Raw genomic sequence first — 15,640 nt, 5'->3', positions numbered from 1 at the left:
TGCCCCCGAACGCGTGCGCTATCCCGGCCGCGCTGTTCACGGCCCAGTTTGACCAGGTGGGGTTCCGGGTCGCCCAAACCACGGGGGGGCCACCCCGGGCGGGGTGGCCCCACGTCGTTTTCCCGGAGGACCGCTCCTCCGGGGGAACACGCCGCTACGGCGTCCAGACGAACGGCCGGCCGGGGGCGAGGCTCGTCGGCCGGCCGGCGTTCAGCTCTGAGAGCCGGTCGTACGCGCCCTCGCCGCCGAGCCGGATCCCGAAGTGGTACCCGGGGTCGACGAACAGGTACCACCCGTCCTCGAACCGGAACTCGAGGCAGTCGTACTCCGTACCGGGTTCACCGGCTTCGGATGTCGACGCCCCGGGGACGACACCCCGGACCCGGGTGACGCGCAGGGATTCATATGCGTCCGTGAAAACGTCGAGACCGCGCGAGCCCAGACAGAACTCGTCGTCGTCGTCGAGCAGAGCTTCCGGAACCCTCGGCTCGGCGACGAATCCGACTGTCATCCGGCCTTCGTCCCGGACGGAGGCGAGTTCGATGAACCCCTCCTCCAGCTCCAGATAGACCGACACTGGGAACGGCTTGAACTCAGGCCGCCCCTCGTCCCTGTCGATGTATCCCGGAACCAGGATGTCCCGAACCCGTACATGACTCATCCGGTCGAACACTGAACTGCTCATCACAGCATCACAATACCCAGATCCATGCCCGTACCGGACTGGAGGAGAGTCCACCACTCGCCGTTGGGCTTCACGATGAGCGTCAGTCCGCTGCCGCGGAATACATGCGCGGCAGGCTGGCCGGCCTTGAGCGTTCCCATGCCCGCGTACTTGACCTTGCCGCTGGTAATCAGCTCGAAGAGGTCAGCCAGCAGTTCGGCGCCCTCGTCGTCCTTCCACTTGGGGTAGGTCTTTCCGAGGAACTTTCCGAGCATGTCCTTCTTGCTCTTCCAGTGGTCCTTGAAGGACGCGCCGCGGGTGAGGCCCTTGAAGCACGGCACCTCCGGTTCCTCGGAGGTGGCCGCAGCGCTGTACGAGGCTCCGCCGAAGGACGCGACCGACATGGTCGCCGTTCCCGACTTCACCAGACAGTGCGGCGGCTTGTGGCCCTCCTTGCGCACCTTCTCGATGATCTTGCGGAGCTGGTTCAGCGTGCGCTTGCCCCACTCGGCCTTCTCGAAGAAGCGCGCGATGCCGGACACAACGGTGGCGATTGCCTTGGTGACGGCGGGCAGCTTGCCCACGATGGCCACCAGACTCGCCACGTTCACCAGGGTCCACAGGCAGCTTTCCACGTCGCCCTGGCTCACACAGCGCTTGAGGTCGTTGGCCCCGATGAACTCCAGCAGGACGTCGGCGCCATTGGCGGTGACCCAGTCGATGACGCTCATTCCCACCGCCTGGAGGGCGGCACGGTAGTCGTCCACGCACTGCTGACCGCACTCGGCGAGAAGGATCTCTTCCTCCTCCGCCGTCATACCGGGCCAGGACGAGGAACCACCGATCACGGGTGTGTTGCCGGCCTCCATGGCGGTTTCGCGTTCGGCTTGAATCTCCTTGCGCTCCTCCTCCTCGGCATGTGTCGCGGCCGTCTCGGCGTCTTCTGCGTGCTGCTGGGAGTTGGCCGCAGAGGCCTCGGCCAGCGTGGCGTCCTGCTCGGCCTTCGTGGCCGCGCCATTTGCGGCCACGGCGTCCTCACCCGCGGCGGTCGCAGCCGCCCGCGCGCTACTCGCGTCCTTCTCCGCCTCGGTGGCAGCGCTGTCGGCCGCAGCCGCATCGGCGGTTGCCTCGTTGGCGGCGAAGGACGCATGGACGGCGTCCTCACCCGCCTGCATGGCGTAACCGTCGGCCCGCTGGGCCGCGGCCTGAGCGGCCTTGGCCGCCTTCTCCGCCTCCGCGGCCGCGATCTGCGCCCGCTTCGACGCGAGCGCCGCGCGTTCCGCGTCCTTGGCCGCCGCGGCTGCCGCCTCCGCGGCCAGCTTGTCGTCGGCCGCGGCCTGCGCCGCGAGGCGCTGCGCCTCGGCCGAGTACTCCGCCGCCTGGGCGGCCTTGGCCTCTGCCGCCGCAGCCTGTTGCTGCGAGAGCGTCAACGCGTTCTGGCCGGTGAGCACCGCGAACGCCGCGGACGCGTCGGTCTCCTGGTAGGGAGAGCCGATGGCGATGGCTTCCTTGGCCGGCTTGATGGCCTGGGTGGCGGTGTCTCGCGCCGCGCTCGCAGCCTGGGCGGTGGCGTACGCGTACCCAGCCGTCTTCGCCGCCCACTGAGCGGTCAGGACCGCCTCGGCGTGGGCCGCCGCGGCCTCCTTCTTGGCGAGTGCCGCCGCGGCGGACGCCTTCTTGGAGTCCTCCTCGGCCTTCTTCGCGTTCAGCGCCGCGGCCTCGGAGGCGTCGATTGCCTCAGCGGCGGCGGCGTGAGCGGCCGCCGCGGAACCGGAGGCGGTCATATAGGCGGCCCAAGCCCCCTCGGAGGCGGACCGGGCCCGCTCCGCCGAACCGTTGGCCACCGTGGCTGCGGCACGGGAGTTCTTCGCCGCCGTGGTGGCAGTGTTGGCCGCGGTCCACGCCCCAGCAGCCGCGGAGACGGCCTGGTTGGCCGCAGCACGGGCCTCCGTCGCCGCCTGCCGTGCTTCGCCCGCCGACGCGGTCCCTTCTGCAGCGGCAGCCGCCGCCTCAAGAGCAGACGCACGGGAAAGCGCGGCGTTCTTGGCCCGGTCGGCCTTCACCGCAGTGTCACGTGCCGCCTCGGCGCGCCCCTCCGCCGCGAGAGAGTCCTCCAGGTGAGCGAATGCGCTCTGGCCTGAGGCGACGGCGCTACTGCGGGCCGTGGCCGCAACACCCCGGCGTTCCTGTGCCGCCTGCTCGGCGATGTTCGCCTTGTCCCGCTCCGCTTCGGCGGTCGCGCGTGCGGCAGCCGCGTTGGCACGCTCCAGTTCGGCGACGGCACGCTGGCCCTGGGCGGTGGCCGCGGCCTGCTTGGCCTCCTGCTCCTCCCTCTCCGCGGTGGCCTGGGCCTCCTTGGCGATCTTCAGGTTCGCCTCGGCCTCGGCCGCCTGCTTGTCCGCGCTGTCCGCGGCGGCCTTCGCCTGGGCGGCGGCCTCCTGGGCGGCGATGCGGTGGAACTCGGTCTTCACCGCGTGCGCCTGGGTCTTCGCCAGGGCCAACAGCGTCTGGGACGTCGAGACCGTCGCGGTGGTCGCGTTGTAGGCGGTCTCCGTCGCCTTCGCGGCGGCCATGGCGGCTGCGCCCGAGGCACGGGCGACCTGGACCGACTGCTGGGCGTACATCAGGCCGCGCCCGCGCGGCACTTCAGCGGCGTCCGCGATCGTCCAGGCCTGCTGCTGCGCCGTCACCGCACGCTGGGACGCGGCGGCGGCCAGGGCAGCCTGCGCCTTGGATGAGGTGACGAGGGCCTGGACCTTGCCGCGGGCGTTCGCCAGGTCCGTCTTCGCCCGGTCGAAGAGCGCCTGCTTCGGCTTCAGGATGTGGTCCGGGTCACGGGCGAGCTGGTCGTGCCAGTACTTCTGCCAGAGCAGGATCTGCTCGGCGCGCCACGCCTGGCCGATGGCCTCGACCATGTTGTCGGCGGCGGCGCGGGTCGCGGCGGCGGCGTCGGCCTCCGCCTGCATGATGATCGCGCGCGGGGCGGCCTGGCCGGCGTACTCCGCCTCCCATTCGGCCGAGGCCTGGGAGACGGCCTCGCTCAGGGCGTTGCGCGGGTCCACCGGGTCCTGGTGGTTGCACGTGGCCCATGCCTGCTTGAGGTTCTCGACCTCAATACGGAAGGCGGCGGAACCCTCGGCGACCTTCTTGTCGAGGAAACCTCCGTGCCGCAGGTAGGTGGAGATGTCGGCGGAGGTGGTGCCACCTGAGAACCGGGTCTCGCCGACGTACCGCAGCATGAAGTCCGCGGCGAAGTCGTCCCAGCTGTCCTTGCCGCGGTTCTGCTCGGTGACGGCCTTCGCCTGGGCGATCGCCTCCGCGCCGGCGTTGGTGTGGGCGTCCCAGCCAAGGCGCTGGGAAAGCTTGGCCTGTGTGGCGAGGGTGAATCCGAGGATGTCCGCACTGAACTCGGGTGCGTGCAGAGTGATCTCGTCGCTGAACGAGCTCATCGCGTACGGCCTGTTGGCGTCCTCCAGGAGGGCTTCACGGGCCGCGGCCGCATCCATGTAGGCGTAGCCGGCCTCCTGGTCCAGGTCACGTGCCTGCCCCAGTGGCATGAACCCGATCCAGCCGACGTCGCCGATGACGGCGTCGAGCTGGTCATTGGTGCCGGTGAGTCCCTCGATGGCCTTGGCCTTCATCTTGGCGCCGCCCGCGTGCAGGGCGACTCCCGCGAGGCACCGGTTGAGGCGCGGGGTGGAGCGGACGTCACGGATGACCGCCGTCAGCTCGTTGAGCCGGCGCAGCGCGTTGTCCGCTTCGACGAAGATCGTCCGCATGCCGTCGGCGACCTTCTCGATCGCCTGAGCGAGCGCGGGCATCCGGCCCACGATCACGGCGGACGAGGGAACGTCGACGAGCGCCCAGAGGCAGTCCTCGACGTCGTACCCGGCCAGGCACTCCTTGACCTTGGCGGGGTCGAGCTGCTCGAAGAGGATCTGCCCGCCGTTCGCGGTCGCCCACTCGACGACATTCACGGAGACGGCCGCAAGGCCGCCCCGGTAGTCGTCGACACAGGTCTGACCGCACGCGTCGAGCAGGATCTGCTCCTCGCGCTGACCAAGTGCCGGCCAGTTGGAGGCGCCGCCCTTAATAGGTGTGGTGCCCTCGGCGAGCGCGTCCTGGTGCGCGGCCTCGTTCTTCTCGCGCTGCTCCTGCTCGGCCTTCTTCGCGGCCTCCTCGGCGGCGGAGCTGTTCCCCGCCGCGTCGGACGCCTTGCCCTCGGCGTCCTTGGCCTCCTGCTCGGCCTGGGCCGCCTTGCGCGCCGCTTCCGCGGCGGCTTCGGCGGACCGGCCGGCCTTCTCGTTCGCCTCGGCGGCGTGACGCTCGGCGTCGGTCGCCTCACGGTCGGCCTCGACGGCGATCCCGCTGACCTCGTCGGCGGTGAGACGGGCGCTGAGGGCGTCGTCCCCGGCCTGCTGGGAGTGCCCGGCGGCGGCGTCGGAAGCCGCCTTGGCTCCCTTCTCGGCGTCGGAGGCGTCGGCGGCGGACGTCTGGGCGCGGGTCACGGCCTCGACGGCACGTGCCGAGTCGCTCGCCGCGCGGGCGGCTGCCTCGGCAGCGAGCTTCGCGTCGCCGGTGGCCTGCGCGGCGGCCTGCTGCGCGGTCTCCGCGGCGGCGGCCGCCTCGGTGGCCTTGGCCTCGGCGGCGGCCGCCTGCTGCTCGGCGAGCGTCTTCGACGACTGGCCGACGAGCACGGCGAACGCGGCCGAGCTGTCCGTCTCCCGGTATGGGCTTCCCGCCGCGACGGCCTCGCTGGAGGCGGCGATCGCCTCCTTCGCGGCGTCACGGGCGGACAGCGCGGCCTGACCTGCGGCATAGGCACGGCCGACCACGGTCGCGGCCGACTTCACCGCCTCGGCGGCGCTCGTCCCGGCGGCGGCCGACTCCTGCTCGGCCTTCTTGGCGAGCGCGGTGGCGTTCTCCGAGGCCGTCGCCGCGTTGTCCGCGCGGAACGCGGCGTCCTGCGACGCGTCCAGAGCGACGGCGGCGGCGACACGGGCGGTAGAGGCAGCGCCGAGGGAGGTGTGATACGCCGACCACGCAGTGCTCGCGCTCGCCTGGGCACGCTCGGCAGCGCCTTCCGCCGTGGTGGCGGCACTACGCGCGGCGACGGCGGCGGTGGTCGCCTGGTCGGCGGCGGTCTGCGCGGCGGTCGCGGCCTGGGTGGCCTGGTTGGCGGCCGTACGGGCGTCGGTGGCGGCCGTACGGGTCTCGGCGGCGGCCTCGGTGCCCTCGGCGGCGGCGGCCGCGGCTTCGAGGGCGGCGGCGCGGGCCGCGGTGGCCTGCTTCGCCCGGAGCGCGGCAACCGCCAGCTCCCGCGCAGTCTGCGCGGCCTTCGCCTTATCGTCGGCGACTTTGCGCTTCGCCGTGGCATCGGCGGTCGCCGTCCCCGCGGCCGTATCGGCGTTCTTCGCCGTCGTCTGCTGGGTGACGGCCCGCTGCTCGGCCTCCTGCGCCTTGGTCCGCTCGGTGGCGGCCTTGGCGCGGGAGGCGACAGCGGTGGCCTTCTCCGCCTGCGCCTTGGCACGCTCGGAAGCGGCCGTGGCGGCGGCGGTGGCGGCCTTGTCGCGCTTCTGCTCGGCCGTCGTCCGCGCACTCTTGGCCCTGGCGGCACTCTCGGCGGCAGCCGTGGCGTTGGCCTCGGCGCTGTCGGCGGCGGCCTTCGCCTGCGCGGCGGCCTCCTCCGCAGCGACACGGCGGAACTCGGTGCTCATCGCGTGCGACTGGGTCTGCGCCCTCGCCAGCAGCGCGTCCGCGTCGGCGACCGTCGCGTTCGCGGCGGCCAGCGCGGTCTCGGTCGCCTTCGCCGCAGCCGCGGTGGCGGCCGAAGAGGCGCGGGTGACCTGGACCGACTGCTGCGCGTACATCAGGCCACGGCCACGCGGCACGTGGGCCGCGTCGGCGATGGCCCACGCCTCCTGTTGCGCCGTCGCGGCCTTCTGCGCGGCGGTGGCGGCCTTCGCCGCCTGTTCCTTGGCCGAGACGACGAGGGCAGCCGCCTTGGTACGGGCCTGGGCCAGGTCGGCGTCGGCCTTGTCGTAGAACGCCTGATCGGGCTTCTCGAAGATCGTGTCGGGGTCGTTGGCGAGCTCGTCCAGCCAGTACTTGCGCCAGGTCAGGATCTGCTCGGCGAGCCACGCCTGCCGGATGGCCTCGATCATGTCGTCGGTGGCGATGCGGGTCGCCGCGGCGGCGTCCGCCTCCGCCTGGATGATCGCGGCACGCTGGGCGGCCTGCCCGGCGTACTCCAGCTCCCACTCGACCATCGCGGTCATCACCGGGGCATTGAGCATGCGCCGCGGGTCGTCCGGGTTCTGCCAGTCACAACCGGCCCAGGCCTGCTTGAGGTCCTCGACCTCGACACGGTACGCCGGGGAGTCCTTGACGGGCGCCGTGGTGGCGTAACCGCCGCGCCGCAGATAGCTCGCGATGTCACTGGACGTGGTGCCGCCGGAGTAGTCCCAGCCGACGTCCCGCAGCATCCAGTCCGCGGCCATGTCGTGCCAGTCGTCCTTGCCGCGGTTCTCCTCGGTGATCGCCTGGGCGCGGGCGACGGCTTCCGCGCTGGCCTTGCTGTGGCCGTCCCAGCCGAGCGGGGAGGCCAGCTGGACCTGTGCGATCGCGGTGAAGTAGCTGACGTCCGCGCCGAACTGGGGTGCGTGCCACTCCATGTCGTCGCTGGTCCAGGCGGATTCGACGTAGGGCTTGTTGGCCGCGTTGAGTTCCTCGGTGCGCCGCGTGCCGGCGGTGCTGTGGGCGTTCCCCTCCTCCTCGTCGGCGTCGCCGGCCTGGCCCAGGGGGCCGTAGCCGATCCAGCCTATGTCGCCGACGGTCTCGCGGAGTTGTCCCGCGGTGCCGGTCAGGCCCTCGATGGCCTTGGCCTTCATCGCGGGTCCGCCGACATGCAGCGCCACACCGGTGAGGCAGCGGTCGCGCCGCACATCCTGGCCGATGCTGTTACGGGTGACGCCGGTGTCCTCCTCGGGCACCGGGTCGGCGAAGGCAGGAGCGGCCTGGATCACGCCGGCCAGTACGGCGGCGGCGGTCACGAGCGCCGTCGTACCGGTGGCCCTGGTGAGGGCCGACCGTATGCGACGCCGGCGTCTGCCGACGTCTCTGAACAATGACATGTCTGCCTGACAATCTGTCGATTTTTCGACAGCGTCGCTCATGGGCATGCCAAACCGGGCGGCTCACCGCCCGGGCTCTTTCCCCCTCGTACGGCATGCGTCAGCGCGGCCGCCCCTCCCCATGAACCAGCGCCGCCACTTACGCTCTGACGATGTCACGCAACACTCCGCACGTGAAGATCAAATAATCTTCACTAAGGGCACACGGACCCTCAGGATCGGACAAAGTCATCCGCGAGTAGATCATCTTGTTACCCGGCGTAAAACACGCAGACGAGTCGACCAGGTCGCGCAGTTGCCGGGCGGTGACGGTGGCGGTGTCGTCCCCGGGCGCCAGACGCCGGGCGTCCAGGGGTGCGGTCCACGAGCTGCGGCCGGGTTCCAGTGCGCAGATGATCGAGTAGGGCCAGCCGGGAACCGGGATGTGCTGGTCTTTGCCCCGGCCGTAGGTGTGGCACAGGATCCGCTGCGGCGAGGTGTGGGCGTCGGGCCGCAGCCAGCAGGTGACGTCGACGGCCAGGACCAGCCGGCCGTCAGCAGCTCGTGGCAGCGGCACCGATGCCAGGGTCCGCCGCAGCCGTTCGGCGTCAATTCGGCCCTGGGCGAGCGCGGCGTAGAGACTGCCGTGACCACGGCGGTGTTCGCCCACCAGCGACAGCTCGATCAGCGATCTCACCGGCCCGTCACCGCACAGGACCGCGTCGGCCAGCTCGAACAGGGCGTCCGAACGAGCGGTGAGACAGGAGTAGAACTCGCCCCGGAAGCGTGACAGTTCCCCCAACGGCTCATGGCGGGTATCGCGATGCTGCAGACTCATCCTCACGGCCTTCGCGCTGGACGTGTGTGTTCCTTGGTCGGAGCACATGTTCAGACGAAGGCCGCTTCCATGCACGGCGGATACCGGACCGAGTGATCAAGTACGACACACCGTTCGACAGCACATGTTAAAGATCAAGTTAGGGATTGCAGATCATTAACACGTTGTTTTGATCTTGTTGTCCTCGCCGGTCTGTGCCTGGACCCGGTCCTGAAGGGCGGCGAGGGCCGTGGGTGGGGTTGTCGCCGGTGGGATGGTGATGCCGTGTGCCTCGAGCAGTCGCCGGTTCTTCAGGAGGGTGCGGTGCATCGCGGTGCGGCTGGTGCCGAACAGCACGGCGAGGGGTTCCGCGGCCAGGGCGGCCCGCAGGTGGAGCACGGTGGCCAGGACCTGGTCGGGGAAGGCCAGCCGCGGCGGCCGACCGCGCCGGATATCCCCGTCCGGGGCCAGGGTCTCGGTGAGGTCGTTCAGTTGCTGGCGGGTCATACCGGTCAGTGCTGGATCGGAGAGCAAGGCCTGGTCCCACTCCGGATCCGGCGTCTGCGGGGCCCGGGCCGCCGGGATTACGGGTGATGGCTGGGGGTGCAGTGCATTTCCAGGCGCCCTGGAACGCGTGCCGGATCAGCGGCAGGGCGGCCATCTCCGCGTCTTTGATGCGGACTCCGGTCGGGTAGGTGTTGGTGTCGAGTTCGGCTCTCACGCGCAGTCCGGTGCGGGTGGTGGTCGCGGCGATCGACTGCACGATGACTTCGTGGCTGGTCAGCGGGCGGCCGCTCCAGTTCATGGTGATGTGGGAGAAGAGCCGGTGCTCGATCTTGTTCCACTTCGATGTGCCTGGCGGTAGGTGACACACGGTGATCGTCAGCCCGGTTTCAGAGGCGAGTTGGGCCAGCTCGAGCTTCCAGGAGCGGGTGCGGTAGCCGTTGGATCCGCCGGCGTCGGCGGTGATCAGCAGCCGTGATGCCTGGGGGTAGGCGGCTTGGCCTTGGCCGTGCCACCAGCGGCGGATCGATTCCACTGCGAACGCGGCGGTGTCGTGATCGGTGCCGACGTTGACCCAGCCGGTGTTCGCGGTCAGATCGTAGATCCCGTAGGGGACGGCTTTGCCGAGCTGCGGGTCGGCGAAGTCGTGGACGCTGACCGAGACAGGCCCGCCGGCGGGACGCCACTGGCGGCCGCTGTTCTTGAAGTCGCCGACAAGTTCCTTCTTCTTGGTGTCCACGCTGATGACCGGCTGGCCGGCGTCCCGGTAGGTGCGGGCCTGCTCGTTGAAGTAGCGGAACTGGGCGTCCCGGTCCGGATGCTGACTGCCCTCGAGCGTCTTCGCGTTGGCCTGAAGACTGAAGCCCTCCTCCCGCAGCAGGTCGCCCACGGTATCGGCGCTGATCCGGTGCCCGGCCCGGGCCAGCTCCGCCGCGAGCGTACGGGTCGATTTCACCGTCCACCGCAGCGGCGACATCGGGTCGCCTCTCTCGTCGGGCTCGACCAGCGCCAGAAGTGCCGGCCGCAGCCCCGGATCCAGATCGGCGACCCGTTTGCGTCCTCCGCCGGGACGCCGGACCCGCCCCAACGGCTCCTCTCCGGATTCCAGCTCGAACACGCCATTGCGGACCGCCGTCTCGCTGACCTGGGCCGCCCGAGCGACAGCGCGGATGCCACCATGCCCCAGCAGCCGGGCCTCGGTTCCCATCAACAGCCGTCGCTGCCGCTCGTCCAGATGCGGGAACAACACCACGAACCTCGCGGACAGTTGGTCACGGGTCTCGTCCGGGATGCGCACACCAGACCAACGAGCCCCAGGTCGGGAAGCAACACCTTGATGATCTGCAAGCCCTTACTGCTCGTTACAGAATGAGATGGGGGTATGCCGAGCCTCGATCGCGGTCAGGGTTGCTACCGGCGGCGCGCCGCGGGGTGGCTGCCGCACGACGCGCCGCTGACGCGAAGGCTGAGGGCCAGGTGCGGAAACGCGTGAACACCGCGAAGGTGGCGCTCGGTGAGCGGGGTGATCCCTGGTGGGAGCAGTCTGCCGAGGTTCGCCGTCTGCGCTGGGAGAGGGGGCTCCACGAGCTCGACCAGGCTGAGCGGGAGGAGGGCGGGCGCGCACCGTGAGGCGGGTTGTCTCCTTGGGCGTGGTACGAGGCTCCGGCTCGTGGTGCACGGAGCGATCAGGTCCCTGGACCCCTGCCAATTCGAAGCGGACCGCTGTGCCCTCCGGGACGGGACCGCTGAGGGGCGAGGTCCGACACACCTCGCGCGGGAGTTCGCCGAGAAGGCGCCGGCCGGTGCGCGCAGGGATGGGCCCCAGCGGGTCGGTTCGTCCCGGGGGAGCCGGGGCGCCCGGCCGGCGATGCCGCCCTGACCGGTATGACCTCAGCCCCTGGGGAAAGGAGACTCACGTTCCCCACCCCGGGCGAGAGGAGTCCACCGATGGCAGCCGACGACATGGGGCACGCCGAGGACGCGTGGTGGCGGTCCGCAGTGGTCTACCAGGTCTATCCGCGCAGCTTTGCCGACTCCGACGGTAACGGCGTCGGCGACCTGGACGGCCTCACCGGACGCCTGGACCATCTGTCCGGGCTCGGTGTCGACGTGCTTTGGCTGTCGCCCGTCAACCCGTCCCCGCAGGCCGACAACGGGTACGACATCAGCGACTACCAGGACATCGACCCCGTCTTCGGTGACCTGGCGGCCTTCGACCGGCTGCTGGGCGCCGTGCACGAGCGCGGGATGAAACTCGTCATGGACCTGGTCGTCAACCACACCTCCGACGAGCATCCGTGGTTCCAGGAGTCACGCGACCCGGCGAGCCCGAAGCGCGACTGGTACTGGTGGCGTCCGCCACGTGAGGGACGCGAACCCAACAACTGGGGCTCCTTCTTCTCCGGTTCCGCCTGGGAGCTGGACGCGGCGAGCGACGCGTACTACCTCCATCTCTTCTCGCCGAAGCAGCCCGACCTCAACTGGGAGAACCCCCGGATGCGTCGGGCCGTGTACGCGATGATGCGCTGGTGGCTGGACCGGGGCGTGGACGGCTTCCGGATGGACGTCGTCAACCTCATCTCCAAGGACCCCGCCCTCCCCGACGGCGAGGTGCACGAACAGGGGCCGTACGGTGACGGCTCGCCCTACTTCGTCTGCGGACCCCGCATACACGACTACCTCCAGGAGATGCACCGCGAGGTGATCGCCCGGTACCCGGGCCGGCTGCTGACCGTCGGGGAGATGCCCGGGGTGACGGTCGAGCAGGCCCGCCTGTTCACCGACCCGGCGCGTGCCGAGCTCGACATGGTCTTCCAGTTCGAGCACGTAGGGCTCGACCACGGGCGGGGCAAGTTCGATCCCCGCCCACTGCGGCTCACCGACCTCAAGGCCTCACTCGGCCGCTGGCAGTCCGGCCTCGCCGACGTCGGGTGGAACAGCCTGTACTGGAACAACCACGACCAGCCCCGGGTGGTCTCTCGGTTCGGTGACGACGGACCGAGCCACCGGACCCGGTCCGCGACGATGCTCGCGACCGTGCTCCACCTGCACCGGGGCACGCCGTACGTCTACCAGGGCGAGGAACTCAGTATGGCCAACGCGCCCTTGCGCACCATCGAGGACTTCAGGGACATCGAGTCCCTGAACCACTACACGGAGGCGCTGCGCGCGGGGGCGGAACCCGAAGACGTCCTCCCGGGACTACGGGCGATGGGCCGCGACAACGCCCGTACACCCATGCAGTGGGACGCGTCCCCGCATGCGGGGTTCACCACAGGCACCCCGTGGATCCCCGTCAACCCGGACTACACCGAGGTCAACGCCGAAGCGGCCCTCGCGGATCCCGACTCCGTCTACCACCACTACCGTCGGCTGATCGCCCTCCGGCACCAGGAACCGGCCGTCGTGCACGGCGACTTCACGATGCTGCTGCCGGACGACGAGCGGATCTACGCGTTCACCCGTCGGTACGGCCGCACGGTGCTCTTGGTCGTCGGAAACTTCACCGGCGACACGGCCTCCGCCGTGATGCCCGCCGGATGGGACGGCGCCGAACTCGTCATGGGCAACGGCCCGTCGGCCCCCCCGCGGCCCGGCCGCCTGGTGCTTGCCCCGTGGGAGGCGCGGGTGCACCGGCGCAACGACTGAGCCGAGCGGACGGGGACGACGACCGATGATCCCTCCGGTGCCGGGTACGCGGATCCCATGACCGTCTATGGATTCCACGCCTCCCATGAACAAGTACCTCCCGCCGACCTGCTGGCAGCCGTCGTGCGCGCGGAAGGCGCGGGCTTCACCGCCGCGATGTGCTCGGACCACTTCTCACCGTGGAGCGTCCGGCAGGGTGAGTCCGGCTTCGCCTGGTCCTGGCTCGGCGCGGCGCTCCAGGCTACCGACAGGATCCCCTTCGGAGTGGTGAACGCCCCGGGTCAGCGCTACCATCCGGCGATCGTCGCGCAGGCGATCGGCAGCCTCGCCGCGATGTACCCAGGCCGCTTCTGGGCGGCGCTGGGAAGCGGTGAGGCGTCCAACGAGCACATAACCGGCGACCGTTGGCCGCGTAAGGACGTCCGGAACGCGAGGCTGCGCGAGTGCGTCGACATCATCCGGGCGCTGCTGCGCGGCGAGGAGGTGAGCCACGACGGGCTGGTGACCGTGGACCGGGCCAGGTTGTGGACCCGTCCGGAGACGGTGCCAATGTTGGTGGGGGCCGCGTGCAGCGAGGCGACCGCGCGGTGGTGCGCGAAGTGGGCGGACGGCCTGATCACGGTGAACGCGCCGCGCGAGACACTGCGCCGGATCGTGGACGCCTACCGTTCGGCGGGCGGCGTCGGCCGGCTGCACCTCCAGGTGCACCTCAGCTGGGCCCCCGACTGGGAAACCGCCCAGGAACTCGCCCACGACCAGTGGCGCACCAACGTGCACGGGCCGCCGGCGAGCTGGGACCTCGACTCTGCCGAGCTGTTCGACAACGTCAGCGAGCACGTCTCTCCGGACAGGGTCGCGGAGTCCGTCAACATCTCCAACGATCTCGGCCGGCACGCGGCCTGGCTCCAGGAGTACGCCGACCTCGGCTTCGACGCCGTCATGCTGCATCACGTCGGCAAGGAGCAGAGCGCCTTCATCGACGCGTTCGGCACGAAGGTGCTGTCGCAGCTGGATGTCACCCGGCCCCCGGCCGCCGTCGCGGAGGGTGTCCGATGAGGCTGACCCGCACCTCCGACCTGTGGTGGAAGAACGCGGTCGTCTACTGCCTGGACGTGGAGACGTACCAGGACTCCGACGGCGACGGCACCGGCGACTTCGCGGGCCTGACACAGCGCATCGACCACTTGGTGCGCCTCGGCGTCACCTGTGTGTGGCTGATGCCGTTCTACCCGACGCGGGAGCGCGACGACGGCTACGACATCACCGACTTCTACGCCGTCGATCCCCGGCTCGGCACGCTGGGCGACTTCACCGAGTTCGTGCGCACCGCCCGCGACCGGGGCATCCGGGTCATCGCCGACCTGGTCGTCAACCACACCTCCGACCACCATCCGTGGTTCCAGGACGCCCGCTCCAGCCGCACGTCGAAGTACCGCGACTGGTACGTCTGGTGCGACAGCCCGCCGGAGGACGGCCCCGAGGGTGTGGTCTTCCCCGACGTCGAGAAGAGCGTGTGGGAGTACGACGAGACCACCGAGCAGTACTACCTGCACCGGTTCTACAAGCAGCAGCCCGACCTCAACGTCGCCAACCCGGCGGTCCGTGACGAGATAGCGCGCATCATGGGCTTCTGGACGCAGCTCGGACTGTCGGGATTCCGGGTCGACGCGGTGCCGTTCCTGCTGGAGACCAACGGCCAGGAGGACGCGGACCACCTGCCCGACCCGCACGAGTACCTCGCCGACCTGCGGGCCTTCCTCGGACGTCGCAGCGGTGACGCGGTGCTGCTGGGCGAGGTGAACCTGCCCTACCCGGACACCGCGAAGTTCTTCGGCGACTCGGAGTCCTCCCGCGGTGACGAGCTGACCATGTGCTTCGACTTCATCGGTATGCAGCAGATGTACCTGTCGATGGCGCGGGGCGAGGCGGCCCCCCTGGCGGCGGCTCTCCGGGAGCGCCCCGCGGCGCCCCGCGACGCGCGCTGGGCGACGTTCGTCCGCAACCACGACGAGCTCACGCTCGACAAACTCGACGACGACGAGCGCGCCGAGGTGTTCGCCGCCTTCGGCCCCGACAAGGACATGCAGCTCTACGACCGGGGCCTGCGCCGCCGCCTGCCGCCGATGGTCGACGGCGACCGGCAGCGCGTGGAACTGGCCTACAGCCTGCTCTTCTCCCTGCCCGGCACACCGGTGCTGTTCTACGGCGAGGAGATAGGCATGGGCGAGAACCTCGCCGCCGAGGGCCGGCAGGCCGTCCGCACCCCGATGCAGTGGACGCCCGACAAGAGTGGCGGTTTCACCGCGGGGGAGGGAGTGGAGCTGCCCAATCCCGTCGCGACGGGTGCGTTCGGCCCGACGAAGGTCAACGTGCACGACCAGGCGCACGACCCGGCTTCGCCGCTGGGTCGGATGCGGACGCTGATCGAACGCTACCGGGAGACCCCCGAGCTGGCCTGGGGCGACTACCGGGTCATCGACGCGGACGATCCGGGCGTGCTGGTCCACCTCAGTTCGCTGGAGGGCGGCGCGGTGCTCGTGCTGCACAATTTCTCCGAGCGGTCCGTCACCGCCTCCGTCGAGGTCCCGGGGCTGAGGGGCGGCCGGCTGCTCACCGATGTCTTCACCGGTGACACCCTCAAGTCGGCGGCCGCCGGCCTCGTCGATGTCGCGCTGGATCCGTACGGCTACCGGTGGCTGAGGGTCAACACCCCCCTTGACGACGCGGATCGGGCGACAGCGGTGTGATCCGACGCGCGGGGGGGGGGCCGCCGCCGCCCGGGGGGGGGGGCCCCCCCCGGGGTTGTGGGGGGGGCCCCGGTGGGGGGGGGGGGGGGCGGGAAAACACCCCGGGTAGTTTAAAAAAAAGAAACAGGCCACCCAAAGGGGGGGGGTT

General features: G+C 70.4%; 6 protein-coding genes and 2 pseudogenes. 4 read left to right on the top strand and 4 right to left on the bottom strand.

The features are described 5' to 3' along the window. Window positions 1–154: 154 nt before the first annotated feature. The 4 genes and pseudogenes from ACFWUY_RS38720 to ACFWUY_RS38705 all read right to left on the bottom strand — a co-directional run bounded on the left by ACFWUY_RS38720 (window position 155) and on the right by ACFWUY_RS38705 (window position 10,394). Complete coding sequence (locus ACFWUY_RS38720) at window positions 155–673, bottom strand: hypothetical protein (protein ID WP_384121149.1); 519 nt, start codon at window positions 671–673, stop codon at window positions 155–157. A gap of 11 nt (window positions 674–684) precedes the next feature. Next, entirely contained in the window at window positions 685–7,716 is a 7,032-nt protein-coding gene (locus ACFWUY_RS38715; RefSeq protein WP_384121146.1) for a hypothetical protein, read from the bottom strand. A gap of 361 nt (window positions 7,717–8,077) precedes the next feature. After that, window positions 8,078–8,614, bottom strand: a pseudogene (locus tag ACFWUY_RS38710) (transposase); the annotation flags it as partial. Window positions 8,615–8,770: 156 nt separating this feature from the next. Continuing rightward, window positions 8,771–10,394 (bottom strand): annotated as a pseudogene (locus ACFWUY_RS38705) (ISAzo13 family transposase). A gap of 191 nt (window positions 10,395–10,585) precedes the next feature. On the opposite strand from ACFWUY_RS38705, the gene ACFWUY_RS38700 reads away from it, so the two are divergent. The 4 genes from ACFWUY_RS38700 (at window position 10,586) to ACFWUY_RS38685 (ending at window position 15,492) form a co-directional block, all read left to right on the top strand. Then, on the top strand, window positions 10,586–10,726 hold the full coding sequence (locus tag ACFWUY_RS38700; protein WP_384121143.1) for a hypothetical protein: 141 nt from the start codon (window positions 10,586–10,588) through the stop codon (window positions 10,724–10,726). A 318-nt stretch (window positions 10,727–11,044) separates the two neighbouring features. Further along, on the top strand, window positions 11,045–12,745 hold the full coding sequence (locus ACFWUY_RS38695) for an alpha-glucosidase (RefSeq protein WP_384121141.1): 1,701 nt from the start codon (window positions 11,045–11,047) through the stop codon (window positions 12,743–12,745). A gap of 57 nt (window positions 12,746–12,802) precedes the next feature. Beyond that, complete coding sequence (locus tag ACFWUY_RS38690) at window positions 12,803–13,801, top strand: TIGR03885 family FMN-dependent LLM class oxidoreductase (RefSeq protein WP_384121139.1); 999 nt, start codon at window positions 12,803–12,805, stop codon at window positions 13,799–13,801. Beyond that, complete coding sequence (locus tag ACFWUY_RS38685) at window positions 13,798–15,492, top strand: alpha-amylase family protein (protein WP_384121136.1); 1,695 nt, start codon at window positions 13,798–13,800, stop codon at window positions 15,490–15,492. Before ACFWUY_RS38690 ends, ACFWUY_RS38685 begins: the two co-directional genes overlap by 4 nt. The last annotated feature ends 148 nt before the right edge of the window (window positions 15,493–15,640 follow it).

The organism is Streptomyces sp. NPDC058664 (assembly GCF_042716635.1).
Lineage (GTDB): Bacteria > Actinomycetota > Actinomycetes > Streptomycetales > Streptomycetaceae > Streptomyces.
Note: the sequence above shows the minus strand (reverse complement) of the source record. Positions and strands in the feature narration are given on the sequence as shown.